The 26,260-nt window shown below is 55.8% G+C and carries 25 protein-coding genes; 11 read left to right on the forward strand and 14 right to left on the reverse strand.

Annotation, left to right across the window (positions count from 1 at the left end):
* Positions 1–8 precede the first annotated feature (8 nt).
* The gene (gene exoX / locus N2K86_RS12985; RefSeq protein WP_260658868.1) at positions 9–671 is read left to right on the forward strand and encodes an exodeoxyribonuclease X; all 663 of its coding nucleotides are present in this window, start codon (positions 9–11) and stop codon (positions 669–671) included.
* Here the strand turns inward: exoX and ptrB are convergent.
* Positions 668–2,728: an oligopeptidase B gene (gene ptrB, locus N2K86_RS12990; RefSeq protein ID WP_260658869.1), complete on the reverse strand. Its 2,061-nt coding sequence runs from the start codon at positions 2,726–2,728 to the stop codon at positions 668–670. The two genes, exoX and ptrB, sit on opposite strands and share 4 nt — an antisense overlap.
* An 83-nt stretch (positions 2,729–2,811) precedes the next feature.
* Entirely contained in the window at positions 2,812–3,465 is a 654-nt protein-coding gene (locus tag N2K86_RS12995) for a tellurite resistance TerB family protein (protein WP_260658870.1), read from the reverse strand.
* Positions 3,466–3,636: 171 nt separating this feature from the next.
* Between N2K86_RS12995 and purT the strand changes: the two genes are divergently transcribed.
* The gene (purT, locus tag N2K86_RS13000; protein WP_260658871.1) at positions 3,637–4,815 is read left to right on the forward strand and encodes a formate-dependent phosphoribosylglycinamide formyltransferase; all 1,179 of its coding nucleotides are present in this window, start codon (positions 3,637–3,639) and stop codon (positions 4,813–4,815) included.
* 41 nt (positions 4,816–4,856) lie between these two features.
* Here the strand turns inward: purT and kdgA are convergent, their stop codons facing one another.
* From kdgA to zwf, 3 genes are all read right to left on the reverse strand, one after another.
* Positions 4,857–5,498, reverse strand: a complete 642-nt coding sequence (gene kdgA, locus N2K86_RS13005) for a bifunctional 4-hydroxy-2-oxoglutarate aldolase/2-dehydro-3-deoxy-phosphogluconate aldolase (RefSeq protein ID WP_006811025.1) — start codon at positions 5,496–5,498, stop codon at positions 4,857–4,859.
* 39 nt (positions 5,499–5,537) lie between these two features.
* A complete protein-coding gene (gene edd / locus N2K86_RS13010; RefSeq protein ID WP_260658872.1) occupies positions 5,538–7,349 on the reverse strand; it encodes a phosphogluconate dehydratase in 1,812 nt (603 codons plus the stop codon).
* A gap of 234 nt (positions 7,350–7,583) precedes the next feature.
* Positions 7,584–9,059, reverse strand: coding sequence for a glucose-6-phosphate dehydrogenase (zwf, locus tag N2K86_RS13015; RefSeq protein WP_089598193.1), 1,476 nt, complete (start codon positions 9,057–9,059; stop codon positions 7,584–7,586).
* A 357-nt stretch (positions 9,060–9,416) separates the two neighbouring features.
* Here zwf and N2K86_RS13020 point away from each other — a divergent pair, with 357 nt between their 5' ends.
* Positions 9,417–10,286, forward strand: a complete 870-nt coding sequence (locus N2K86_RS13020; RefSeq protein WP_260658873.1) for a MurR/RpiR family transcriptional regulator — start codon at positions 9,417–9,419, stop codon at positions 10,284–10,286.
* 114 nt (positions 10,287–10,400) lie between these two features.
* Entirely contained in the window at positions 10,401–11,843 is a 1,443-nt protein-coding gene (gene pyk, locus N2K86_RS13025; protein ID WP_010432595.1) for a pyruvate kinase, read from the forward strand.
* 67 nt (positions 11,844–11,910) lie between these two features.
* Here pyk and lpxM read toward each other — a convergent pair whose 3' ends face one another.
* The 3 genes from lpxM to znuA all read right to left on the reverse strand — a co-directional run bounded on the left by lpxM (position 11,911) and on the right by znuA (position 15,281).
* Positions 11,911–12,882, reverse strand: coding sequence for a lauroyl-Kdo(2)-lipid IV(A) myristoyltransferase (gene lpxM, locus N2K86_RS13030; RefSeq protein ID WP_260658874.1), 972 nt, complete (start codon positions 12,880–12,882; stop codon positions 11,911–11,913).
* Between the two features lie 119 nt (positions 12,883–13,001).
* Entirely contained in the window at positions 13,002–14,321 is a 1,320-nt protein-coding gene (gene mepM / locus N2K86_RS13035) for a murein DD-endopeptidase MepM (RefSeq protein ID WP_260658875.1), read from the reverse strand.
* A 15-nt stretch (positions 14,322–14,336) separates the two neighbouring features.
* Positions 14,337–15,281, reverse strand: a complete 945-nt coding sequence (znuA, locus tag N2K86_RS13040) for a zinc ABC transporter substrate-binding protein ZnuA (RefSeq protein WP_260658876.1) — start codon at positions 15,279–15,281, stop codon at positions 14,337–14,339.
* 77 nt (positions 15,282–15,358) lie between these two features.
* Here znuA and znuC point away from each other — a divergent pair, with 77 nt between their 5' ends.
* Both znuC and znuB read left to right on the forward strand, forming a co-directional pair.
* Complete coding sequence (gene znuC, locus N2K86_RS13045; protein WP_260658877.1) at positions 15,359–16,114, forward strand: zinc ABC transporter ATP-binding protein ZnuC; 756 nt, start codon at positions 15,359–15,361, stop codon at positions 16,112–16,114.
* Positions 16,111–16,896: a zinc ABC transporter permease subunit ZnuB gene (gene znuB / locus N2K86_RS13050; RefSeq protein WP_260658878.1), complete on the forward strand. Its 786-nt coding sequence runs from the start codon at positions 16,111–16,113 to the stop codon at positions 16,894–16,896. Before znuC ends, znuB begins: the two co-directional genes overlap by 4 nt.
* An 88-nt stretch (positions 16,897–16,984) precedes the next feature.
* Here the strand turns inward: znuB and ruvB are convergent, their stop codons facing one another.
* The 6 genes from ruvB to aspS form a co-directional block, all read right to left on the reverse strand.
* Positions 16,985–17,995 carry a Holliday junction branch migration DNA helicase RuvB gene (gene ruvB, locus N2K86_RS13055; RefSeq protein WP_260658879.1) on the reverse strand — a complete coding sequence of 337 codons (1,011 nt, stop codon included), beginning with the start codon at positions 17,993–17,995 and terminating at the stop codon, positions 16,985–16,987.
* An 8-nt stretch (positions 17,996–18,003) separates the two neighbouring features.
* Entirely contained in the window at positions 18,004–18,618 is a 615-nt protein-coding gene (gene ruvA, locus N2K86_RS13060) for a Holliday junction branch migration protein RuvA (protein WP_010432577.1), read from the reverse strand.
* An 81-nt stretch (positions 18,619–18,699) separates the two neighbouring features.
* Positions 18,700–19,221 (reverse strand): crossover junction endodeoxyribonuclease RuvC, encoded by a 522-nt coding sequence (gene ruvC / locus N2K86_RS13065; protein WP_003859749.1) that lies wholly within the window; start codon positions 19,219–19,221, stop codon positions 18,700–18,702.
* Positions 19,222–19,255: 34 nt separating this feature from the next.
* Entirely contained in the window at positions 19,256–19,996 is a 741-nt protein-coding gene (locus N2K86_RS13070; protein WP_047345933.1) for a YebC/PmpR family DNA-binding transcriptional regulator, read from the reverse strand.
* A gap of 27 nt (positions 19,997–20,023) precedes the next feature.
* Positions 20,024–20,467, reverse strand: coding sequence for a dihydroneopterin triphosphate diphosphatase (gene nudB, locus N2K86_RS13075; RefSeq protein WP_260658880.1), 444 nt, complete (start codon positions 20,465–20,467; stop codon positions 20,024–20,026).
* Position 20,468: 1 nt separating this feature from the next.
* On the reverse strand, positions 20,469–22,241 hold the full coding sequence (gene aspS / locus N2K86_RS13080) for an aspartate--tRNA ligase (RefSeq protein WP_010432570.1): 1,773 nt from the start codon (positions 22,239–22,241) through the stop codon (positions 20,469–20,471).
* A 264-nt stretch (positions 22,242–22,505) separates the two neighbouring features.
* On the opposite strand from aspS, the gene N2K86_RS13085 reads away from it, so the two are divergent.
* From N2K86_RS13085 to cmoB, 5 genes are read left to right on the forward strand one after another with little or no spacing between them, the layout of a single operon-like run.
* A complete protein-coding gene (locus tag N2K86_RS13085) occupies positions 22,506–23,072 on the forward strand; it encodes a hydrolase (RefSeq protein ID WP_260658881.1) in 567 nt (188 codons plus the stop codon).
* Positions 23,069–23,887 (forward strand): DUF72 domain-containing protein, encoded by an 819-nt coding sequence (locus tag N2K86_RS13090; RefSeq protein ID WP_260658882.1) that lies wholly within the window; start codon positions 23,069–23,071, stop codon positions 23,885–23,887. The genes N2K86_RS13085 and N2K86_RS13090 overlap by 4 nt, the downstream gene beginning before the upstream one ends.
* Positions 23,888–23,939: 52 nt before the next feature.
* Positions 23,940–24,335 carry an MAPEG family protein gene (locus N2K86_RS13095; protein WP_010432562.1) on the forward strand — a complete coding sequence of 132 codons (396 nt, stop codon included), beginning with the start codon at positions 23,940–23,942 and terminating at the stop codon, positions 24,333–24,335.
* A gap of 40 nt (positions 24,336–24,375) precedes the next feature.
* Positions 24,376–25,119, forward strand: coding sequence for a carboxy-S-adenosyl-L-methionine synthase CmoA (gene cmoA, locus N2K86_RS13100; RefSeq protein WP_260658883.1), 744 nt, complete (start codon positions 24,376–24,378; stop codon positions 25,117–25,119).
* Positions 25,116–26,087, forward strand: a complete 972-nt coding sequence (cmoB, locus tag N2K86_RS13105; RefSeq protein ID WP_260658884.1) for a tRNA 5-methoxyuridine(34)/uridine 5-oxyacetic acid(34) synthase CmoB — start codon at positions 25,116–25,118, stop codon at positions 26,085–26,087. Before cmoA ends, cmoB begins: the two co-directional genes overlap by 4 nt.
* The last annotated feature ends 173 nt before the right edge of the window (positions 26,088–26,260 follow it).

Below are 26,260 nucleotides of genomic sequence, written 5' to 3' on the forward strand. Positions count from 1 at the left end.
AGCGATCAATGCTGCGCGTCATCGATACCGAAACCTGCGATCTGCAGGGCGGAATAGTAGAAGTGGCTTCAGTCGATGTGGTTGACGGAAAGATAGTCAACCCAATGAGCCACCTGGTGCGTCCCGACCGTCCGATAAGTCCGCAGGCGATGGCAATCCATCGCATTACGGAGTCGATGGTAGCGGACAAGCCATGGATTGAAGAGATCATACCGAATTATTACGGCAGCCCGTGGTATGTCGCACATAACGCTAGCTTTGATCGCCGTGTTCTTCCGGAAATGCCGGGCGAATGGATTTGCACCATGAAGCTGGCCCGTCGGCTGTGGCCGGGGATTAAATACAGCAATATGGCGCTGTACAAATCCCGCAAGCTCAGCGTCAGGACGCCTGAGGGCCTGCACCATCACCGCGCCCTCTATGACTGCTATATCACCGCCGCGTTGCTGATTGATATTATGAATATCTCTGGCTGGACGCCGGATGATATGGCCACCATCACCGGACGCCCTGCGTTACTGACCACGTTTACCTTTGGGAAATATCGCGGCAAACCGGTGTCGGAAGTGGCGGATAAAGATCCGGGTTATCTGCGCTGGCTGTATAACAACCTCGATAGAATGAGCCCGGAGCTTCGCCTGACGCTGAAGCACTATCTGGGCGACGCCTAACGTTCTGCGCGGCCTGGCAGCGTATCCTGCGCCAGGCCAATCAGGAACGCGTACTCCAGCGCGACGCCTTCATAGGATTTAAATCGCCCTGATTTACCCCCGTGCCCGGAGTCCATGTCGGTACAGAGCAGCAGCAGATTATCGTCGGTTTTCAGTTCACGCAGTTTCGCCACCCATTTTGCAGGTTCCCAGTATTGCACCTGTGAATCATGCAGGCCGGTGGTGACCAGCAGATGCGGATACGCTTTCGCCTCCACGTTATCGTAGGGGCTGTACTCTTTCATGTAGCGATAATAGATTTCGTCCTGAGGATTACCCCATTCTTCAAATTCACCCGTGGTTAACGGAATAGACTCATCGAGCATGGTGGTCACCACATCGACAAACGGTACCTGCGCGATGATGCCTTTAAAGCGCTCGGGGCGCTGATTAATCACGGCCCCCATCAGCATACCGCCCGCGCTTCCCCCCATCCCAAAGCAGAGCGCCGGGTCACCATAGCCTTGTTCGATGAGGGCATCGCAGACGTCGAGATAGTCATTGAAGGTGTTTTTCTTCTTCAGGAATTTACCCTCTTCATACCAGTGCTGGCCCAGTTCACCGCCACCGCGCACGTGGGCAATAGCATAGACAAAGCCGCGGTCGAGAAGGCTCAAACGGCTACCGCTGAAATCCGCATCCATACTGGAGCCGTAGGAGCCGTAGCCGTAAACCAGGAGAGGGTTTTTACCTTTGTTAAAATGCGCCTTGTGATACACCAGGGAGACCGGCACCTCAACGCCATCGCGGGCGGTCACCCACAGGTGTTCGCTGCGGTAGTTATCCGACTCAAATCCTTTCACCTCAGCCTGTTTAATCACCTGGCGCTGCCCGGTGTCCATATCCAGTTCAAACAGGGTGTCCGGCGTCGTCATAGAAGAGTAGCCATAACGCAGGCGCGACGATTCCGGTTCAGGGTTGAAGCCAATCCACGTGACATAGGCCGGATCGTCGAAGGCAATGCCCACGACTTCCCGCGTTTTCCTGTTGATTTGGCGGATACTGGTCAACCCCCGCTGACGCTCTTCCACCACCAGCCAGTCGGTAAACAGCGTAAAGCCTTCCAGCATCACCTGCTCCCGCGCGGGGATCAGCACCTCCCACTTACGCTCATCGCGCACTTTGGTTTTATAGAGGCCGAAGTTTTTACCCTCGCGATTCGACCGCAGGTAAAAACTGTGCTGGAAATGATCAAGACTGTACTCATGATCTTTGCGGCGCGGCAGGAAGCAGAGCGGCTGCGCATCAGGCAGTTCGGCATCCAGCAGCAGGACTTCCGAGGTGGTGGCGCTGGCCAGATAAATGATCACATAGTGACGCGATGAGGTTTTGTGCAGACTGACGTAAAAAGTCTCGTCTTTCTCTTCGTACACCAGTTCATCATCGGCAGAATCCGTCCCTACTGTGTGCCGCCAGACCTGATAAGGCAGCAGCGTGGAAACATGCTTTTTGACGTAGTAGACCGTTTCAGAATCATTCGCCCAGACAAAATCCGGGGAGATATTCTCGAGCATTTCCGGATACCAGTTCCCCGACTCGAGATTGCGAAAGCGCAGGCCGTACTGTCGGCGAGAAAGGTAGTCTTCTGCGAGCGCCATAATGGCGTTATCTGGCGACACCGACATACCGCCCAGCGTATAAAATTCGCTGTGAGCGGCACGCTGATTGGCGTCCAGCAGGATTTCCCATTCATCCCATTCGGCATATAGCACCGACTGGCGCTGATAGATGGGGTATTCATTGCCGGGCTCATAGATATGACGGTAGCGATAACCGTTTTTAGTCCAGGGGGCTGACACATCGCGCTGGGGAATGCGCTGCACCATTTCGTTCAGCAGTTGGTCCTGCAGCGCCTGCTGGCTGGACATGACCTTGCGGCCATAGTCGTTTTCCTGGTGCAGATAGTCGAGCACGTCTGGCTGGGAACGCGAGTCATCCCGCAGCCAGTAATAGTGGTCTATGCGCGTATCACCATGCGTGGTGATCGCATAAGGAGTACGTCGGGCTTTCGGTGGCATGTCATGATTCTTTTGAGTTTTACACCCTATAAGGTTGGCAAAACACGCGCATGATGCAAGCGAAACATGACTACATCAGATGATTACCCGGCCTGTAACGTCTGTTTTTGCTGCTGAATATCCTGCTCAATACCCTCACGAACATCCTGAGGGATCTTCAGCGCATCGCCGAGCGCATTCAGGTAGCTGCGCTCCATAAAGTGATCGACATCGATAGCCGCGCAGCTCAGAAAATAGAGTTCCAGCGCCTCTTCTTCGTTCTTCACGCTTTGCGCCAGACGCAGGGGATCGAGGGGCTGTTCGATGGCCTGTGCAACCAGCGCTCTTCCCTGCTCTTCCACACCGGCCTCACGCATCTGCTGCTCTATCGCCGCACGCTCTTTGCTATCAATATGCCCGTCGCTTTTGGCCGCAAACACCAGCGCCAGAATGAGCCGCTCTGTTCGGAGATCCAGCGGTGTAACCTGCTCGCCGTATTGCGGTTCATCCTGATGCGCGGTACGCACTTTGTCCTTGTATTTGTTCCACAGTACGGTTCCCGCGATGGCTCCGCCCCCCGCCAGGAGCGCACCAGTGCCATATTTTGCCAGTAGCTTACGCGATGACTTATTGGCGACCAGCAGCCCCGCCAGTCCTCCCAGCGCACCCGGCACCAGGAGCTTGCTGAGCCCTTGCTCACCAGACGACACGCCTTTCTGACCCAACATGGATTGTAATTGATTTAACCAGCCTGACATGATTCCCCTCACTTAACCGTGCACATTTCTCACAGCCTAAGCGAGCGGGTGTCAGGAAATGTCTGCCTGCACTAAAGAAGCGCAAATTGTTGTGCGATGAAAGGTCCTACGCGCAAGACAGACGCAAACGTTTTCGTTTATACTGCCCGCAACTTTTTCAGGGGGATTTTTATGACTCGTTTAGGAACCGCGCTGCGACCTGCGGCGACGCGTGTGATGCTTTTGGGTTCGGGTGAACTGGGTAAAGAGGTCGCTATTGAATGCCAGCGTTTGGGCATTGAAGTCATTGCCGTAGACCGTTATGCCGACGCCCCCGCGATGCACGTTGCCCATCGTGCTTATGTCATAAACATGCTGGATGGCGATGCCCTTCGCGAGCTGATTTCGCGCGAGAAACCCGATTTTGTCGTGCCGGAAATTGAAGCCATTGCCACCGACACGCTCATTGCTCTTGAACAGGAAGGTCAGCGCGTGGTGCCCTGCGCCAACGCCGCGAAGCTCACCATGAACCGCGAGGGCATTCGCCGCCTGGCCGCAGAAGAGCTGGGGTTGCCCACGTCGAGCTACCGTTTTGCTGGCGATAAAGCCGCATTTCTGCAGGCCGTAGAAGAGATTGGCTACCCGTGCATCATTAAGCCGGTGATGAGCTCCTCCGGTAAAGGACAGAGCTTTATTCGCGACAGCAGCACGCTGGATTACGCGTGGGATTATGCCCAGCAGGGTGGCCGTGCCGGAGCCGGTCGCGTGATTGTCGAAGGCGTCGTGAAGTTTGATTTCGAAATCACTCTGCTGACCGTAAGCGCCGTCGATGGCGTCCATTTCTGCGACCCGATTGGCCACCGTCAGGAAGACGGCGATTACCGTGAATCCTGGCAGCCGCAGCAGATGAGCGCTCTGGCGCTGGAACGCGCGCAGGAGATCGCCCGCAGGACCGTACTGGCGCTCGGCGGCTATGGTCTCTTCGGCGTAGAGCTGTTTGTTTGCGGCGACGAGGTGATTTTCAGCGAAGTCTCCCCTCGCCCGCATGATACCGGCATGGTCACGCTTATTTCGCAGGATCTCTCCGAGTTCGCCCTGCACGTGCGCGCTTTCCTCGGCCTGCCTGTTGGCGGCATTCGCCAGTACGGCCCTGCGGCATCGGCAGTGATCCTGCCCGAGTTGACCAGCCAGAACGTGACGTTTGATAACGTCGACGGAGCGGTAGGTGCTGGACTGCAGATCCGTTTGTTCGGCAAGCCGGAGATCGACGGAACCCGCCGTCTTGGCGTGGCATTAGCCACCGGGGATAACGTTGACGACGCCGTGGCGAGCGCGAAAGCGGCCGCTGCAAACGTCAAGGTAGAGGGATAAAAAAACGGGCCGAAAGGCCCGTTTTTCATGCTGCGATTAACTTACTGTTTCGCACCTTCAACCGCTTCGCGAGCCAGTTTGGTGATGCGATCCCAGTCACCGGCTTCCAGCGCATCCGCTGGCACCAGCCATGAACCGCCGATACACAGTACGCTTTTCAGCGCCAGGTAATCACGGTAGTTGGCAGGAGAGATACCGCCGGTCGGGCAGAAACGCACCTGAGAGAATGGACCCGCAATCGCCTGCAGCGCTTTGGTGCCGCCGTTGGCTTCAGCCGGGAAGAATTTAAACTCTTTCAGACCGTAATCCATGCCCAGCATCAGTTCAGACACGGTGCTGATACCAGGGATCAGTGGAATAGAGCCTTCAGTTGCCGCTTTCAGCAGAGGCTCAGTCAGTCCCGGGCTGATAGCGAACTGAGCACCGGCTTCGGTCACTTCAGCCAGCTGCTGCGCATTCAGAACGGTACCCGCACCGATGATGGCATCCGGCACTTCTTTGGCGATAGCGCGGATAGCGTCCATCGCACACGCGGTGCGCAGGGTCACTTCCAGAACGCGAACGCCGCCCGCAACCAGCGCTTTTGCCATTGGGACAGCGTGCTCCAGTTTGTTCACCACGATGACCGGCACGACAGGGCCAGTGGTCAGGATTGCTTCAGCACTTGTTTTCCAGTTTTTCATCAGAGTCTTCTCTCGCCAGATCGTTAAAAACACGTCGTCTTAAAACGTAATACAGGTTGCGCCCTGCTCTGCACCGGACAGCTTCTCGCGCAGCGCGCCAAACATTTCGCGTCCGGTACCCACGCGCGATGCGCTCAGGTCAGGAATATGAGGCTGACGTGCTGCCAGCTCTGCATCATCGACCAGCAGGGTTAACTCACCTGTCTGACCGTTCACGCGGATCATGTCACCGTCACGCACTTTCGCCAGCAAACCACCGTCATAGGCTTCCGGGGTCACGTGGATGGCAGAAGGCACTTTACCCGATGCGCCAGAGAGGCGTCCATCGGTCACCAGTGCAATTTTGAAACGGCGGTCCAATAATACACCAAGTGGTGGCATAAGTTTATGTAATTCTGGCATCCCGTTGGCTTTTGGCCCCTGATGACGCACCACCACCACGCAGTCTTTATCAAGCAGGCCCGCGTCAAAAGCAGGCAGCACGTCGTGCTGGCTTTCAAACACCACCGCTGGCGCTTCGATAATCTGGTTTTCTTCCGGGACGGCGGAGGTCTTCATGACTGCACGACCGAGGTTACCGCTCAGCACTTTGGTGCCACCGTGACGCGAGAACGGCTGTTCAAAGGTCGCGATAACCTGAGGATCAAGCGAGTCGCTCGCCCCTTCGCGCCAGTCCAGCTCGCCGTTGTTCAGCCAGGGTTCGAGGGTATAACGCTGCAGGCCAAAGCCCGCCACCGTGTTCACGTCTTCATGCAGCAGACCGCCTTTCAGCAGCTCGCGCATCAGGACAGGAACGCCGCCCGCCGCCTGGAAGTGGTTGATGTCTGCCGGACCGTTCGGGTACAGGCGCGCCAACAGCGGCACCACGGAGGAGATGTCGGAGAAGTCATCCCAGTTGATCAGGATGCCCGCCGCACGCGCCATCGCGACCAGGTGCATGGTGTGGTTGGTTGAACCACCGGTTGCCAGCAGCGCAACAATCCCGTTGACGATGACTTTCTCATCAACCATTTTGCCCATCGGCATCCAGTCGTTGCCGTTCCCGGTCAGACGCGTCACCTGACGCGCCGCGGCTTCGGTCAGCGCCTTACGCAGCGGCGCATCCGGCTGGATAAAGGACGAGCCAGGAAGCTGCATCCCCATAAACTCCACCACCATCTGGTTGGTGTTGGCCGTACCGTAGAAGGTACAAGTGCCAGGCGCATGGTAGGAGGCGGCTTCCGCTTCCAGCAGCGCCTGACGATCGGCTTTGCCTTCCGCATACAGCTGGCGGATACGCACTTTTTCTTTATTTGGCAGACCGCTCGCCATCGGGCCGGACGGCACGAAAATCGCGGGCAGATGACCAAAGGACAGCGCCGCCATCACCAGACCAGGGACGATTTTGTCGCATACGCCCAGATAGAGCGCGCCATCGAACATATTGTGAGACAGGCCCACCGCCGCAGACATCGCAATCACTTCGCGGCTCAACAACGACAGTTCCATTCCGTCCTGTCCCTGCGTCACACCGTCGCACATAGCGGGCACACCGCCTGCCACCTGGCCCACGGCATTTACGCTGTGCAGCGCATTACGGATGATATCGGGATAAACCTCATAAGGCTGGTGCGCAGAGAGCATATCGTTGTAGGAGGTGATGATGGCGATATTGTTACGCAGCATACTTTTCAGCGAATCTTTATCACCCGGCTGGCAGGCGGCGAAACCGTGCGCGAGGTTACCGCAGGCCAACTGCGAACGGTGGACGGTCTCACTCTTTGCTTGTTCAATACGGGCGAGGTAGGCGGAACGGGTCTCTTTCGAGCGTTCAATGATGCGTTGTGTTACGCGTAACAATGTCGGATTCATAAAAGCTCCTCTAATTTATTTGTCTGGGCTCGGGAGTTTACAAAGTCGCTGGCAGTTGTTAACAACGCTGAAACGCCTGCTGTCCGGAGCTCAAGGGCAAAATCGCTTCCAGCAGTGTAATAAAAAAAGCTCCGCGGGTGAATCCACGCGGAGCTTAAAAGTTTAAAAAATATGCCGCTAGCTGTGCTAGATCATGTTACCGGTAAAATAACACCTTTGGGCTAAAGGTTACTGTCACTCAAACTCGTTCCAGGAGCGACCGTCACGGGTGATCATCGCAACCGATGCGACCGGTCCCCAGGTCCCTGCCTGATACGGTTTTGGCGCATCCTGATCGGCAGCCCAGGCTTCGGTGATGGAGTCGACCCATTTCCACGCCTCTTCCACTTCGTCGCGACGCACGAACAGCGCCTGGATACCGCGCATCGTCTCCAGCAGCAGACGCTCGTAAGCATCTGCCAGGTGCGTCTGGTTGAAGGTTTCGGAGTAGCTCAGATCCAGCTTGGTGGTCTGCAGGTTATGTTTGTGATCCAAACCTGGTACTTTGTTCAGGATCTGGATATCCACGCCCTCGTCCGGCTGCAGACGAATGGTCAGTTTGTTCTGCGGCAGCTCCTGCCAGGACTCTTTGAACAGGTTCAGCTCTGGGTTTTTGAAGTAAACCACCACTTCGGAACATTTAGCAGGCAGACGTTTCCCGGTACGCAGGTAGAACGGAACTCCCGCCCAGCGCCAGTCGTCGATATCTACGCGGATCGCCACGAAGGTCTCGGTGTTGCTGGACTTGTTTGCGCCCTCTTCTTCCAGATAGCCAGGCACTTTTTTACCCTGAGCAAACCCGGCGGTGTACTGACCGCGGACGGTCTTCTCACGCACGTTGGAACGGTCGATGCGGCGCAGCGATTTCAGCACTTTCACTTTGGCGTCACGAATGCTGTCCGCCGTCAGGTCAGACGGTGGAGACATGGCAATCATGCACAGAATTTGCAGCAGGTGGTTCTGGATCATGTCGCGCATTTGACCGGCCTGGTCAAAGTAACCCCAGCGACCTTCAATGCCCACCTCTTCCGCCACGGTGATTTCCACGTGGTCGATGGTACGGTTGTCCCAGTTGTTCACAAACAGGGAGTTCGCAAAGCGCAGCGCCAGCAGGTTCAGTACCGTCTCTTTACCGAGGTAGTGGTCAATACGGTAGACCTGACACTCTTCAAAGAACTCGCCCACCTGGTCGTTGATTTCACGTGACGTTGCCAGTGACGTACCCAGCGGTTTTTCCATCACGACGCGTGCCGGTTTGGCGTTCAGCTTCGCTTCGCCCAGACCTTTGCAGATCGCGCCGAAGGTGCTTGGCGGCATCGCAAAATAGTTAATGGTGACGCGATTTTTTTGATCCAGCATCTCGCCCAGACGAGTAAAGGCACTTACGTCGTTCACGTCCAGATTGCAGAAATCAAGGCGTCCGCTCAGCGTGTCCCACAAACTTTCATCAATTTTCTCTTTCATGAACGTTTCGAGCGCTTCGCGCACCACTTTTGTATAAGCGTCCTTGTCCCAGTCGGCGCGCCCAACACCCAGGATACGGGTATCCGGATGAATTTGGCCCGCTTTCTCCAGTTGATACAGGGAAGGCAGCAATTTTCGGCGTGCTAAATCGCCTTTCGCGCCGAAAATGACCAGGTCACATGCCTGGGCTGTTTGCGTTACCGCCATGTCATTCTCCTCAGTTAGATCACCTGGTGCTTCTGCCAGGTATCGTTGTAATTTTATTACAATGCACTGTACTGCTTTTACGTCATTCCTGAAACCATTAGCGCTTAACGTCGCGTGCGATACCGTGATTTTCCGGCTTGCAGACGTTAGCGATGGCGCAATGACGCAACAAACGTCGATTCTTTGCGCAACAGGGTCCCGGCAAAATCCGACATCGATCAAGTAATGAAAAAAAACAACAACATTTCTTGTCGACTGTTACCCTTTAGTAAAACACAGGGGTAATATCGGCTAAATCGAATCTCGATTTCAGCGATTAATGAAATCGTTTCCACCCCCACGAGCGCCCTGTTAACAATGAACATGCTGGAAAAAATCCAGTTTCAACTGGAACACCTTAGCAAATCCGAGCGAAAAGTGGCCGAAGTTATTCTTGCCTCTCCCGCTCAGGCGATTCATTCAAGCATCGCCGCTCTGGCGCAGGAATCGGGCGTCAGCGAACCGACGGTTAATCGATTCTGCCGCAGCCTGGAAACGCGCGGCTTTCCTGATTTTAAACTGCATCTGGCACAAAGTCTGGCAAACGGCACCCCGTATGTTAATCGCAATGTGGATGAAGACGACAGCGTTGATGCATACACAGCGAAAATATTTGAATCCGCCATGGCAACACTGGACCACGTACGCCAGTCGCTGGACATGGGCGCGGTCAATCGTGCGGTCGATTTACTGACACAGGCCAAACGCATTGCATTCTTCGGTCTTGGCTCGTCGGCTGCCGTGGCGCATGATGCCATGAACAAGTTCTTCCGCTTTAACGTGCCGGTGATTTATACCGATGACATTGTGCTGCAACGCATGAGCTGTATGAATTGTAGCGAAGATGATGTCGTGGTACTGATCTCGCACACCGGGCGCACCAAGAGCCAGGTTGAGCTGGCGCAGCTGGCACGTGAGAACGATGCCATGGTGATTGCCCTGACGACAGCAGGTACGCCGCTGGCGCGGGAAGCGACGCTCGCCATCACTCTGGACGTGCCGGAAGACACCGACATGTATATGCCTATGGTGTCACGTCTGGCGCAGCTAACGGTGATTGACGTGCTGGCGACCGGTTTTACCTTGCGCAGGGGTGCAAAATTCAGAGATAACTTGAAGCGTGTCAAGGAAGCGCTCAAGGAATCGCGTTTTGATAAGGAATTGCTTATAAAGAGCGATATTCCCTAATAACTAAGATGTACCACTTACGGCATTCGGTCCCCTCTTTGCTGCCTTGCGGCAGATGAAGGCCGATTTAATGTTCACGCAACACCAAAGTTGTTTCAGTCAACGGAGTATTACATGTCCAGAAGGCTTCGCAGAACCAAGATCGTAACTACATTAGGCCCGGCTACCGATCGCGATAATAATCTCGAAAAGATTATCGCCGCGGGTGCCAACGTGGTGCGTATGAACTTCTCTCACGGTACGCCAGAAGACCATAAATTACGTGCCGATAAAGTGCGTGAAATCGCAGCTAAACTGGGTCGCCATGTTGCCATTCTCGGTGACCTCCAGGGTCCCAAAATCCGCGTATCGACCTTTAAAGAAGGCAAAGTCTTCCTCAATATCGGCGATAAATTCCTGCTGGATGCCAATCTGAGCAAGGGCGAAGGCGACAAAGAGAAAGTGGGTATCGACTATAAAGGTCTGCCTGCTGACGTTGTGCCTGGCGACATCCTGCTGCTCGATGACGGACGCGTACAGCTGAAAGTCCTCGAAGTACAGGGCATGAAAGTATTCACCGAAGTAACCGTCGGTGGCCCGCTCTCGAACAATAAAGGCATCAACAAACTCGGCGGCGGCCTCTCAGCAGAAGCGCTGACCGACAAAGACAAAGCGGATATCGTGACTGCGGCGCAAATTGGCGTTGATTACCTTGCCGTCTCCTTCCCGCGCTGCGGCGAAGACCTGAACTATGCCCGTCGTCTGGCGCGTGATGCAGGCTGCGATGCGAAGATCGTTGCCAAAGTGGAGCGTGCTGAAGCCGTGTGCGATCAGGACGCGATGGACGACGTGATTCTGGCCTCTGACGTGGTAATGGTTGCCCGTGGTGACCTCGGCGTGGAAATTGGTGACCCGGAACTGGTTGGGATTCAGAAAGCGCTGATCCGTCGCGCGCGTCAGCTGAACCGCGCGGTGATCACCGCGACCCAGATGATGGAGTCCATGATCACTAACCCAATGCCAACCCGTGCGGAAGTGATGGACGTGGCTAACGCCGTGCTGGACGGTACCGATGCGGTCATGCTGTCTGCGGAAACCGCTGCGGGCCAGTATCCGGCAGAAACCGTGGCCGCCATGGCGCGCGTGTGTCTGGGTGCTGAGAAGATCCCAAGCATTAACGTCTCTAAACACCGTCTGGACATTCAGTTCGACAACGTGGAAGAAGCGATTGCGATGTCTGCGATGTACGCAGCCAACCACCTGAAAGGCGTGACTGCTATCATCACCATGACCGAATCTGGCCGCACCGCGCTGATGACCTCACGTATCAGCTCCGGCCTGCCGATCTTCGCCATGTCCCGTCACGAACGTACGCTGAACCTGACGGCGCTGTACCGCGGCGTTACCCCGGTTCACTTCGACAGCACCAATGATGGCGTCGCTGCCGCGCACGATGCAGTGAACCTGCTGCGCGACAAAGGTTACCTGGTGTCCGGTGATATCGTCATCGTGACGCAGGGTGATGTGATGAGCACCATCGGCTCAACCAACACCACCCGCGTATTAACCGTCGAATAATAACGGCTAACTGTGCGTTCCCCTCTCCCCTTTGGGGAGAGGGTCAGGGTGAGGGGGGGAAGTTTTTTTATTTCTTCGGGAAAAGCTCTTTACGCTTGTACGGCTCTGTTTCACCCGGTTTACGCGTTTTCAGCAGCTTAAGTATCCATGTGTACTGTTCGGCATGCGGCCCCACCAGGATTTCCACCTCTTCATTCATACGCCGCGCGATAGTGCGATCGTCTGCGGTCAGCAGGTCATCCATCGGCGGACGCACCTCAATGCTCAGACGATGCGTTTTGCCGTCATAGACCGGGAACAGCGGGATCACGCGAGCACGGCAAACCTTCATCAGGCGACCAATCGCAGGCAGCGTGGCTTTGTACGTTGCAAAGAAATCGACAAACTCGCTGTGCTCCGGGCCGTGGTCCTGATCCGGCAGATAATAGCCCCAGTACCCCTGACGTACCGACTGAATAAACGGCTTGATGCCATCGTTTCGCGCATGCAAACGTCCGCCAAAACGACGACGCACCGTGTTCCAGACAAAATCATAGATCTTGTTGCCCTGGTTATGGAACATCGCCGCCATTTTCTGGCCCTGAGAAGCCATCAGCATCGCCGGAATATCAACGCCCCAACCGTGAGGCACGAGGAAAATAACTTTTTCGTCGTTGCGACGCATTTCTTCGATGATTTCCAGCCCTTTCCAGTCGACGCGGTCGACGATCTTCTCAGGCCCTTTCAGCGCCAGTTCGGCCATCATCGCCATTGCCTGCGGCGCGGTAGTGTACATCTCATCAATGATGGCTTCGCGCTCGGCCTCGCTTTTTTCAGGAAAACAGTAGTAAAGGTTGATCTGCGCGCGACGGCGGGCGCTCTTGCCTAAACGCCCGGCCAGACGGCCAATTTTACCCAGAACGGGATCGCGCACGGAAGCAGGCAGCAACGCTATGCCAGCAAAGGCATAAACCCCAAGCCAGGCGCCCCAGTTGCGCGGATGGCGAAAAGATTTTTCAAACTCAGGAATGTATTCAATATTGTTTTTTTTGGTTTCCATGCTGGTTCCAGGGTCTGGTGACGCAAAAATATATTCAGATAGTGTAGCGAGGCAGCCGCTTGCGTACAAAAGAAAAAGCCGGCGCATACAGACGCCGGCTTCATTAACAAACAGATGGTTTAATCAAAGCGCAGCTGTGGCAACACCTCTTTGACCTGTGCCAGGTAATCGGTACGATCTTTACCCGTCAGACCTTCGGTACGCGGCAATTTCGCCGTCAGCGGATTCACGGCCTGCTGGTTGATCCACACTTCATAATGGAGATGCGGGCCGGTTGAACGACCGGTGTTACCCGAAAGCGCAATGCGGTCGCCACGCTTCACTTTCTGGCCAGGCTTAACCAGCAGCTTACGCAGGTGCATATAGCGCGTGGTGTAAGTACGACCGTGACGGATAGCCACGTAATACCCTGCCGCACCGCTGCGTTTTGCCATGACCACTTCGCCATCGCCAACCGACAGCACTGGTGTACCTTGAGGCATCGCGAAGTCTACACCACGGTGCGGCGCAACGCGTCCGGTGACAGGGTTAAGACGGCGCGGGTTGAAGTTTGATGAGACACGGAACTGCTTAGCCGTTGGGAAGCGCAGGAAGCCCTTCGCAAGCCCCGTACCGCTGCGGTCGTAGAACTTACCGTCTTCGGCACGGATCGCGTAATAATCTTTGCCATCAGAGCGTAAACGAACGCCCACCAGCTGGCTCTGCTCACGCTTGCCGTCCAGCATTTCACGGGACATCAGCACGGAGAATTCGTCGCCTTTTTTCAGTTTGCGGAAATCCATCTGCCACTGCATGGCTTTGATCACCGAGCTGATTTCAGCGCTGGTCAGCCCGGCATCGCGCGCGCTGGAAACAAAGCTCGCCCCGACGGTGCCGTTCATCACGCTGTTAACCCAGTCGCCCTGCTGCAGTTCGCTGGTCATTTTGAAACCGTTTGCAGTGCGATCGTAAGTGCGGGTTTCGCGGCGGGACATCTCCCAGGTCAGACGTTGTAAATCGCCATCTGCGGTTAAGGTCCAGGAGAGCTGTTGACCAATTTTCAGATTACGGAGATCTTTGTCCGAGGCCGCGAGCTGGCTGATATTCCCCATGTCGATACCGTACTGGTTGAGCACGCTGCTCAGCGTATCACCGGTTGACACGACATATTCATGGATACCTGCTTCATTGGAGATTTTATCGTCCAGTTCATCCTGCGGGATAGCTTCATCTTCCTGAGCAGCCTGGTCGATAGGTTCACTGGCCTCAGGCAACAGCGAACGGATCTCACTTTTCTCAAGCTCGATGGTTTTAATGATAGGGGCAGAACTCGGGTGGTAAACATAGGGCCGCCAGACGGCGACCGCTAAGGTGAGAACTGTAAGCGACCCCAGCATAACGCGATGGGGTCGAGGCAGATTGTTAAATGCCAGGGCGACAGAGCGGGCTATCTGTTGCACGTATTCACTTCCTCGTTAATCTCCTTTCAGGCAGCTCGCATACTGATTCGCCAGTTGGCTGAGGAACTGCGAATAGCTCGCTTTGCTCAACTGGATGTTCGTACCTAGCGGGTCAAGGGTTCCCATGCGCACGGATGTTCCCCTGGCCACGGCTTCTACGACCGCTGGCCTGAACTGTGGCTCAGCAAAAACGCACGTCGCTTTTTGCTCAACCAACTGTGTTCTGATTTCATGTAAACGCTGCGCACCAGGCTGAATTTCAGGGTTGACGGTAAAATGCCCCAGCGGGGTCAGGCCGTAGTGTTTTTCGTAATAGCCATAGGCGTCATGAAAAACGAAATACCCTTTTCCTTTTAGCGGTGCGAGCTCGGTAGCCACCTGCTTGTCGGTTGCAGCTAATTGAGCCTCAAACGCTTTCAGGTTGGCGTCGAGTTGGACTCGACTTTGCGGCATAAGTTCCACTAATTTGTCATGGATTGCAACCGCCGAGAGCCGCGCTATCTCTGGGGAGAGCCAGAGATGCATGTTGTACTCGCCGTGATGGTGATGCTCGTCACCTTTTTCGTCGTGAGCATGATCGTGGTCGTGTTCGTCACCCTCGTCCTCAGAGCCTTTCATCAGCAACGGTTTAACGCCTGACAGTTCGGCAATGGTGACCTGTTTGTTAGCAGGAACCTGTTTAGCCGACTTCTGCATAAACGCTTCCATTTCCGGACCAATCCAAACAACTAAGTCCGCGTTTTGTAAGCGTTTTACATCAGACGGGCGCAATGAATAATCGTGCTCGGATGCACCATCCGGGAGCAGAACCTCGGTCTCAGTCACCCCATCTGCAATGGCGGCGGCAATGAATCCAAGCGGTTTTAGCGAAGCGACAACGGCGGCGTTAACATCTTGTGCTGTTGTCCCCCAAAGCGCAGCGGATAATGCTGCGAAAAGAAGCGTATTTTTATGTAACATAATGCGACTAATCATCGTAATGAATGCGTGGAATGTGATATTATAACATTCGTTGACTTCTGCAAGCTTAAATTAACATGACGACTTTGGTTTCTCTTGAAAATGTGTCGGTATCATTCGGTCAGCGCCGCGTCCTTTCTGACGTGTCACTGGATCTAAAACCCGGCAAAATTCTTACGCTGCTTGGCCCTAATGGCGCAGGCAAATCTACGCTCGTGCGCGTGGTACTGGGTCTGGTGGCCCTCGATGAAGGTGTTATCAAACGTGAAGATAAACTGCGTATCGGCTATGTGCCGCAAAAATTACACCTGGACGCCACGCTGCCGCTGACGGTCAGTCGCTTTCTGCGTCTGCGCCCGGGTACCCGTAAGGCCGATATCCTCCCGGCGCTGAAACGCGTACAGGCAGGCCATCTTGTCGACGCCCCTTTACAAAAGCTTTCTGGCGGTGAAACCCAGCGCGTGTTGCTTGCCCGCGCACTGTTGAGCAGCCCGCAGCTGCTGGTACTGGATGAACCCACCCAGGGTGTGGACGTGAACGGTCAGGTTGCGCTTTATGATTTGATCGACCAGCTACGTCGTGAGCTTGATTGCGCGGTGTTAATGGTCTCTCACGATCTGCATCTGGTGATGGCGAAAACTGACGAAGTGCTATGTCTGAATCATCACATCTGCTGCTCCGGCACGCCGGAAGTGGTCTCGATGCACCCGGAATTCATCTCAATGTTCGGCCCGCGTGGTGCTGAACAGCTGGGGATTTACCGCCATCATCATAACCACCGCCATGATTTACAGGGACGAATTGTCCTGCGCCGGGGAAACGGACACTCATGATTGAACTGTTACTGCCCGGCTGGCTGGCCGGGATTATGCTTGCCTGCGCCGCGGGCCCGCTGGGCTCGTTTGTGGTGTGGCGCAGAATGTCCTATTTCGGCGATACGCTGGCCCATGCTTCTCTGTTAGGTGTGGCTTTTGGCCTGTTACTGGACGTCAATCCTTTCTACGCGGTGATTGTGGTCACGCTGCTGCTGGCGGCCGGTCTGGTCTGGCTGGAGAAACGCCCTCATCTTGCGATAGACACGTTGCTTGGCATTATGGCGCACAGTGCCCTCTCTCTCGGCCTGGTGGTCGTCAGTTTGATGTCGAATATCCGCGTTGACCTGATGGCATACCTGTTTGGTGACCTGCTGGCCGTGACGCCGGAAGACCTCATCTCTATCGCCATCGGCGTGGTGGTGGTGCTCGCTATTCTGCTCTGGCAGTGGCGTAATTTGCTGGCGATGACCGTCAGCCCGGACCTGGCGTTTGTCGACGGTGTGAAGCTGCAGCGCGTGAAGCTGCTGCTGATGCTGGTGACGGCATTAACCATCGGCGTGGCGATGAAGTTCGTCGGTGCGCTGATTATCACGTCGCTGCTGATCATCCCTGCGGCAACCGCGCGTCGTTTCGCTCGTACGCCTGAGCAGATGGCCGGTGTGGCCGTTATTATCGGGATGATTGCGGTAACGGGTGGGTTAACCTTCTCGGCGTTCTACGACACGCCAGCGGGGCCGTCAGTGGTGCTGTGTGCGGCGGCGCTGTTTATCTTCAGTATGATGAAAAAGACCGCGCAGTAGTCAGAATATCCCCGGTGGCGCTTCGCTTACCGGGGCTACAAAGGCCAAATTGTAGGCCGGGTAAGGCGTAGCCGCCACCCGGCATTATTTACGGCATTGCCGGTGGCGTAATGCCGAAATGGTTCCATGCCCGCACCGTTGCCATCCGCCCACGCGGCGTACGCTGCAGGAAGCCCTGTTGGATCAGATACGGCTCCAGCACATCCTCAATCGTCTCTCGCTCTTCTCCGATTGCCGCCGCCAGGTTATCCAGTCCGACCGGGCCGCCAAAGAACTTGTCCAGTACCGCCAGCAGTAGCTTACGGTCCATGTAATCGAAGCCTTCCGCATCGACGTTCAACATATCCAGCGCCTGGGCGGCGATCTCTGCGGAAATCGTGCCATCATGCTTCACTTCGGCAAAATCACGCACGCGGCGCAGCAGGCGGTTAGCGATACGCGGCGTACCGCGGGAACGCTTCGCCACTTCAAACGCGCCCTCTTCGCTCATCTCCAGACCCATATAGCGGGCGCTACGGCCAACAATATGCTGGAGATCGGGCACCTGGTAAAACTCCAGGCGCTGCACGATGCCAAAACGGTCGCGCAGCGGAGAAGTTAACGACCCGGCGCGCGTCGTGGCGCCAATCAGGGTAAACGGCGGCAGATCGATTTTGATGGAACGTGCCGCCGGACCTTCGCCGATCATGATATCCAGCTGGTAGTCCTCCATCGCCGGATAGAGCACCTCTTCTACAACCGGCGACAGGCGGTGGATTTCATCGATAAACAGCACGTCGTGCGGCTCAAGGTTGGTGAGCATTGCTGCCAGATCCCCCGCTTTCTCCAGCACCGGGCCGGAAGTGGTGCGCAGGTTAACGCCCATTTCATTAGCAACGATATTCGCCAGCGTGGTTTTACCTAACCCCGGTGGGCCGAAAATCAACAGATGATCGAGCGCATCGCCGCGAAGTTTTGCCGCCTGGATGAAGATCTCCATCTGGGAACGAACCTGCGGCTGGCCGATATACTCATCAAGCAGTTTGGGGCGGATCGCGCGATCCACCAGGTCATCTGCCTGAATTGTGCCTGCCGATACCAGGCGGTCTGCTTCAATCATCCTTTACCTCACAATGCAGCGCGCAGCGCTTCACGAATCAGGGTTTCACTGCTGGCATCCGGTTTAGCAATTTTACTCACCATACGGCTGGCCTCCTGAGGTTTATAGCCCAGCGCCACCAGCGCAGCAACCGCTTCCTGTTCCGCATCGTCATCCGACGCAGGCGCGCCTGGGGACGTCAGCACCAGGTCGGCCGCCGGGGTAAACAGATCGCCGTGCAGACCTTTAAAGCGGTCTTTCATTTCGACAATCAAACGCTCGGCGGTTTTCTTGCCGATACCCGGCAGTTTAATCAACGCAGCAGGATCTTCACGCTCAACGGCATTCACAAACTGTGGAGCGGACATGCCGGATAAGATCGCCAGCGCCAGCTTCGGTCCGACGCCGTTGGTCTTAATCAGCTCGCGGAACAGGGTGCGTTCCTGCTTGTTATTGAAGCCGTACAGCAGCTGAGCATCTTCACGCACCACAAACTGGGTAAAGACTATCGCCTCTTTGCCCGCGTCTGGCAGCTCGTAGAAGCAGGTCATCGGCATATGGACTTCATAGCCCACGCCACCCACTTCCAGCAGCACTAACGGGGGTTGTTTTTCAATGATGATGCCTCTGAGTCTGCCTATCACGTGACGCTCCTGCGTTCTGGAAAAATATTGACTGGCGACATAATAAAAAAAGGCTGGATGTTTATCCAGCCTGATTTGTCATTATCGTAACCTGCCTCTCGCCAGATTGAGCCGCGACTCGCTCATCTGCATCGCGTTCTGGCTGACGTGACAGTGGGTAATCGCAATGGCCAGCGCATCCGCGGCGTCGGCCTGCGGGTTCGCGGGAAGCTTCAGCAAAGTGCGCACCATGTGCTGCACCTGGCTTTTCTCCGCGCTACCAATACCCACCACCGTCTGCTTAACCTGTCTTGCAGCATATTCGAATACCGGCAAATCCTGGTTCACGGCAGCAACGATGGCAACGCCGCGCGCCTGCCCGAGCTTGAGCGCCGAATCGGCGTTTTTCGCCATAAAGACCTGCTCAATGGCGAAATAGTCGGGCTGAAACTGGGTGATGATCTCCGACACGCCCGCATAAATGAGCTTCAGGCGCGACGGCAGATCGTCAACTTTGGTGCGAATACAGCCGCTGCCCAGGTAGGTTAGCTGGCGTCCAACCTGACGGATAACGCCATAACCGGTGACGCGTGAGCCTGGGTCAATCCCGAGAATAATCGACATCACGCGTCTCCTGTAACGGATTTATACGCTCTCATTAGAGAGTCGCTGCAACCTCATCAGAGATTTCACCGTTGTGATACACTTCCTGCACGTCGTCGCAGTCTTCGAGCATGTCGATCAGACGCAACAGTTTTGGTGCAGTTTCTGCATCCATGTCCGCTTTGGTGGACGGGATCATGGAGACTTCAGCGTTATCCGCTTTCAGGCCAGCCGCTTCCAGCGCGTCGCGCACGGCACCCATCTCTTCCCACGCGGTGTAGACGTCGATAGCACCGTCATCAAAGGTCACCACGTCTTCCGCACCGGCTTCCAGTGCCGCTTCCATGATCACATCTTCGTCGCCTTTCTCGAAGGAGATGACGCCTTTTTTGCTGAACAGGTAAGCCACGGAACCGTCAGTGCCCAGGTTGCCACCGGTTTTAGTGAACGCGTGGCGCACTTCCGCAACGGTGCGGTTACGGTTGTCGGACAGGCACTCAACCATCACCGCCGTACCGCCAGGACCGTAACCTTCATAAATGATGGTTTCCATGTTCGCGTCTTCATCGCCGCCCACGCCACGTGCAATAGCACGGTTCAGGGTGTCACGCGTCATGTTGTTCGACAGCGCTTTATCCACAGCCGCACGCAGACGCGGGTTAGAAGCAGGGTCGCCGCCGCCCAGACGTGCTGCTGTCACCAGCTCGCGAATGATTTTGGTAAAGATCTTACCGCGCTTGGCATCCTGTGCCGCTTTGCGGTGTTTGGTGTTGGCCCACTTACTATGACCTGCCATAAAAAGTTCTCCAAAAATCGCGCCTTCTCAGGCTGCGTTAATTACAAATTCTTCAATCGCCTGCCGGTTGCTCCACGACTTGGTGAGTGCGGCGGCATCCGCCGCATTCACCCAGCGGTAGGTCAGGTGTTCAGTGAACACGACCTCCCGTTCGTGGGGTAGCGCAAGACAGAACCACGATTCCGTATTGCGTTCGATACCCGGCGCATAGCGATGACGTAAATGGCTAAAAATTTCAAACTCCACCGTGCGCTGACAGTCCTTCAGGGTCAGTTGCTCGCGAGCAACATCAATGGCGACCTCTTCCTTTACTTCACGCGCGGCGGCCTGCGGTGCGGTTTCCCCCTCTTCCAGACTGCCGGTAACCGACTGCCAGAAATCAGGATCGTCGCGCCGCTGCAACATCAGCACCCGCTTCGTGTCTTCTGCATAAATGACCACCAGGACAGAAACGGGAAGCTTATATGCCATATCAGTTTTTCTCTTCCTTCTTCACCACTTCAATGCCCAGCTCAGCCAGAGAGGCCGGGTTGGCAAAGCTTGGCGCTTCGGTCATCAGACACGCGGCAGCAGTGGTTTTCGGGAAGGCAATAACATCACGGATGTTATCGGTGCCGGTCAGCAGCATGGTCAGACGGTCAAGACCAAATGCCAGACCCGCGTGTGGAGGCGTGCCGTATTTCAGAGCATCCAGCAGGAAGCCGAACTTCTCGCGCTGCTCTTGCTCGTTAATGCCGAGAATGCCAAACACGGTCTGCTGCATTTCGCCGCTGTGAATACGCACGGAACCGCCACCCACTTCGTAGCCGTTGATAACCATGTCATAAGCGTTCGCGACCGCGTCTTCCGGCGCCGCTTTCAACTCTGCCGCGCTCATGTCTTTTGGCGAGGTGAACGGGTGGTGCATCGCGGTCAGACCGCCTTCACCGTCGTCTTCAAACATTGGGAAGTCGATCACCCACAGCGGCGCCCATTTGTTTTCGTCGGTCAGGCTCAGGTCTTTGCCGAGCTTCAGACGCAGCGCGCCCATCGCATCCGCAACGACTTTCTTATTGTCCGCGCCGAAGAAGATCATGTCGCCGTCCTGCGCACCGGTGCGCTCAAGGATCGCTTCCACGATGTCTGCGTTCAGGAATTTCGCCACCGGGCTGGTGATCCCTTCCAGACCTTTCGCGCGCTCGGTCACTTTAATATAGGCCAGACCTTTCGCACCGTAGATCTTAATGAAGTTGCCGTAATCGTCGATCTGCTTACGGCTCAGGGCAGCACCGCCCGGAACGCGCAACGCCGCCACGCGACCTTTCGGATCGTTCGCCGGGCCCGCGAATACCGCGAACTCAACGGCTTTCACCAGGTCTGCCACGTCCACCAGCTCCATCGGGTTGCGCAGGTCTGGTTTATCAGAACCGTAACGGCGTTCGGCTTCGGCGAAGGTCATGATTGGGAAGTCACCCAGCTCAACGCCTTTCACGTCGTTCCACAGGCCGCGCACCAGCGCTTCCATCACTTCACGCACCTGCTCGGCGGTCATGAAAGAGGTTTCGACGTCGATCTGGGTAAATTCTGGCTGACGGTCAGCGCGCAGGTCTTCGTCGCGGAAGCATTTCACGATCTGATAATAGCGATCGAAGCCGGACATCATCAGCAGCTGTTTAAACAGCTGAGGAGACTGTGGCAGCGCGTAGAATTTGCCTTTGTGGACGCGGGACGGGACCAGATAATCGCGCGCGCCTTCCGGCGTGGCTTTGGTCAGCATCGGGGTTTCGATATCGAGGAAACCGTGGTCATCCATAAAGCGACGCACCAGGCTGGTGATTTTCGCACGGGTTTTCAGTCGCTGAGCCATCTCCGGGCGACGCAGATCCAGGTAACGATACTTAAGACGCGCTTCTTCAGTGTTGACGTGGTTTGAGTCCAGCGGCAGCGCTTCAGCACGGTTGATAATAACGAGGTCAGACGCCAGGACTTCAATCGCACCGGTCGCCATGTCTGCGTTAACGTTTTTCTCGTCACGCGCACGCACGGTGCCGGTGACCTGAATGCAGAACTCATTACGCAGCTCAGAAGCCAGCTTCAACGCCTCGGCGCGATCCGGATCGAAGAACACCTGAACGATACCTTCGCGGTCGCGCATATCGATGAAGATAAGGCTACCAAGATCACGACGACGGTTGACCCAACCACACAGGGTAACCTGCTGCCCGACGTGGGACTGACGCAGCTGCCCGCAATATTCTGTACGCATGAGATATCCCTTAATTAGCCGCAGGCTGATTGTCGCCTGTCTTGCAGGCCACGATGTCGCAGCTTTCTGTATGTCACAACTGGATGAAAAAAGGCGGCTATTATACTGGAAATTCCGCCGGACGATAAGAGAGAAGCGCGGCCTGACGCTCGTTTGCTGCACTCTTATTGCGTATTCTCACAAAAATTAACAAAATTATCCGACCGATAACAGGCCATCACGTCGTAAGGTGTAGCCGACGCTATTCATTTAACTGGAGTAACTATGCTGACACTTGATGCCACCAAAACTGCACTTGTGGTGATTGATTTACAGGAAGGGATCCTCCCCTTTGCCGGTGGCCCACATACCGCTGACGATGTGGTCAGCCGTGCGGCCCGCCTCGCGGAAAAATGCCGCGCCAGCGGTGCGCCTGTTATCATGGTACGCGTCGGCTGGTCAGCGGATTTCGCCGAAGCCTTGAAACAACCGGTCGACGCACAGGCTGCCGCGCACGCATTGCCGGACAACTGGTGGACATATCCTCTCTCGCTCGGCAAACGCGACAGCGATATCGAAGTCACCAAACGCCAGTGGGGCGCGTTTTACGGCACCGATCTGGAGCTACAGCTGCGCCGTCGCGGGATCGACACCCTTATCCTGTGCGGGATCTCCACCAACATCGGCGTGGAATCTACGGCCCGCAATGCCTGGGAATTAGGTTTTAACCTGGTGATTGCAGAAGACGCGTGCAGCGCGGCATCTGCGGAGCAGCATCAGGGCAGCATGACCCACATCTTCCCGCGCATTGGTCGCGTTCGCAGCACAAGCGAGATTTTAAGCGCCTTATGATGTACGTGGGCCTGCCCCAGTGGTCGCACCCGAAATGGGTGCGTCTGGGCATCACCAGCCTTGAAGAGTATGCCCGACACTTCAACTGCGTCGAGGGTAATACCACGCTGTACGCGCTCCCCAAAGCAGAGATTGTCGAGCGCTGGCGGGAACAAACCACGGACGCGTTTCGCTTCTGCTTTAAATTTCCGGCGACGATCTCCCACAACGCCGCGCTGCGTAACTGCGGGGACTTAACCGAAGAGTTCTTTACGCGTATGTCCCCGCTGGCCAACCGGATTGGCCAATACTGGCTCCAGCTTCCTGCAACCTTTGGCCCCCGCGACTTGCCCGCGCTGTGGCAATTCCTGGATGCTCTGCCCCGTGAATTCACCTACGGCGTTGAAGTGCGGCACCAGGACTTCTTTGCGAAAGGTGAGGCCGAACGCGCACTCAATCGCGGTCTTCTAGAACGTTCCATTAACCGGGTGATCCTCGATAGCCGTCCGGTACACAGCGCAATTCCACACAATGAGGCTATTGTGGATGCCCAGCGCAAGAAGCCAAAAGTCCCGGTGCACGCCATCGTGACCGCAAAAAATCCAATGGTCAGATTCATCGGCAGCGATAACATGCAGCAAAATCAGGACATGTTTGCCGTCTGGCTGCAAACGTTAGCGAAATGGGAGCAAACGACCACGCCCTATCTTTTCCTGCATACCCCCGACATTGCCCAGGCTCCCGAACTGGTCGATGCTCTCTGGCAGGCCTTGCAGGCCGCGGTACCGTCCGTCGGCAGCGCCCCTTCTATTCCACAACAATCTTCTCTTTTTTAAGGAAGGCACTTATCATAGAGAGGTGCCATCTGCCAAATAACAGGGAGTTTGTATGGTCAGCGCGCTGTATGCGGTGTTAGGTGCATTACTGCTGATTAAGTTTTCATTTGATGTTGTGCGCCTGAGAATGCAATACCGCGTCTCCTACGGTGACGGTGGTTTTTCCGAACTGCAGAGCGCCATTCGCATTCACGGTAATGCGGTTGAGTACATTCCCGTCGCGCTGATCCTGCTGCTGTTTATGGAAATGAACGGGGCAGAAACCTGGATGGTGCACGTCTGCGGCCTGCTCCTGATTGCGGGTCGGTTAATGCATTATTATGGCTACCACCACCGCGTATTTCGCTGGCGTCGTTCCGGCATGAGCGCGACCTGGTGTTCGCTTGTGCTGATGGTGCTGGCTAACCTTTGGTATATGCCGTGGGAGTTGGTTTTCTCCTTCCGTTAGCGCACAATACGCCCCTTTATTTTTCCCGGATTTTTACGTTATGTCAGATCGCGACACGCTTTTTTCCGCGCCTATCGCCAGCCTGGGCGACTGGACCTTTGATGAACGGGTAGCCGAAGTCTTCCCGGATATGATCCAGCGCTCTGTTCCCGGTTACTCCAATATTATTTCTATGATCGGCATGCTGGCTGAACGTTTCGTTCAACCCGGCACGCAGGTCTATGACCTGGGCTGTTCGCTCGGCGCGGCAACGCTGTCGATCCGTCGTAACGTACGTCAGGATGACTGCAAAATCATTGCCGTCGATAACTCTCCGGCCATGGTAGAACGCTGTCGCCGCCACATTGACGCCTATAAAGCACCCACCCCTGTCGAGGTGGTGGAAGGCGATATTCGTGATATCGAGATCAAGAACGCGTCGATGGTAGTACTGAATTTTACCCTGCAGTTCCTGGTGCCTGAAGACCGCCAGCTGCTGCTGGACAAAATTTATAACGGTCTGAACCCCGGCGGCGCGCTGGTGCTCTCAGAGAAGTTCAGCTTTGAAGACGCTAACGTGGGCGAACTGCTGTTCAACATGCACCATGATTTCAAGCGTGCGAACGGCTACAGCGAGCTGGAGATCAGCCAGAAACGCAGCATGCTCGAAAACGTGATGCTGACGGACTCCGTAGAAACCCACAAGGCGCGCCTGCGCCAGGCGGGATTTGAGCACAGTGAACTGTGGTTCCAGTGCTTTAACTTTGGCTCTCTGGTGGCGCTGAAAGCTGAGGATGCAGCATGATTGAGTTCGGCAATTTCTATCAGCTGATTGCAAAAAATCATCTCTCCCACTGGCTGGAAACTCTGCCTGCGCAAATCGCCACCTGGCAGCGCGATCAGCAGCATGGGCTGCTAAAGCAGTGGTCCAACGCGGTGGAGTTTCTGCCGGAACTGACGCCGCACCGTCTGGATCTGCTGCACAGCGTGACGGCGGAAAGTGAAGAGCCGCTCCCTGCCGGGCAGATAAACCGCATCGAGACCCTGATGCGTAACCTGATGCCGTGGCGCAAAGGGCCGTTCTCGCTGTACGGTGTGGACATTAATACCGAATGGCGCTCAGACTGGAAATGGGATCGCGTTCTGCCACATCTGTCCGACCTGAGCGGGCGCACCATTCTCGACGTGGGCTGCGGCAGCGGTTATCACATGTGGCGCATGATTGGTGCGGGTGCGCATCTGGCGGTCGGTATCGATCCGATGCAGCTGTTCCTGTGCCAGTTTGAAGCGGTGCGTAAACTGCTGGGCAATGACCAGCGCGCGCACCTGCTGCCGCTGGGCATTGAGCAACTCCCTGCCCTGAAAGCCTTTGATACCGTCTTCTCCATGGGCGTGCTGTACCACCGTCGTTCCCCGCTTGAACATCTCTGGCAACTGAAAGACCAGCTGGTCAGCGGCGGCGAACTGGTGCTGGAAACGCTGGTGATTGAAGGTGATGAACATGCCGTTCTGGTGCCGGGCGATCGCTACGCGCAGATGCGCAACGTCTATTTCATTCCTTCCGCGCTGGCGCTGAAAAACTGGCTGGAAAAATGCGGGTTTGTGGATGTGCGGATTGCGGATGTCAGCGTGACCTCTCTCGAAGAACAGCGCCGCACCGACTGGATGATCACCGAATCGCTGGAGCAGTTCCTCGACCCGGCCGACCACAGCAAAACCATTGAAGGCTACCCGGCTCCGATGCGTGCAGTGTTGATTGCGACAAAGCCGTAGATTTTACCCCTCACCCCGGCCCTCTCCCCAAGACCGCTCCGTGCAGTCCCCTCTCCCCTTTGGGGAGAGGGTTAGGGTGAGGGGCAAAGAATAAAAAAAGGCCCCTGTTGAAATTGCAGGGGCCTGGTACAAGCAAGCATCATATTGGGCGACATGATGCGCGGTAAAAATCG

The organism is Enterobacter mori (genome assembly GCF_025244905.1).
Lineage (GTDB): Bacteria > Pseudomonadota > Gammaproteobacteria > Enterobacterales > Enterobacteriaceae > Enterobacter > Enterobacter mori_A.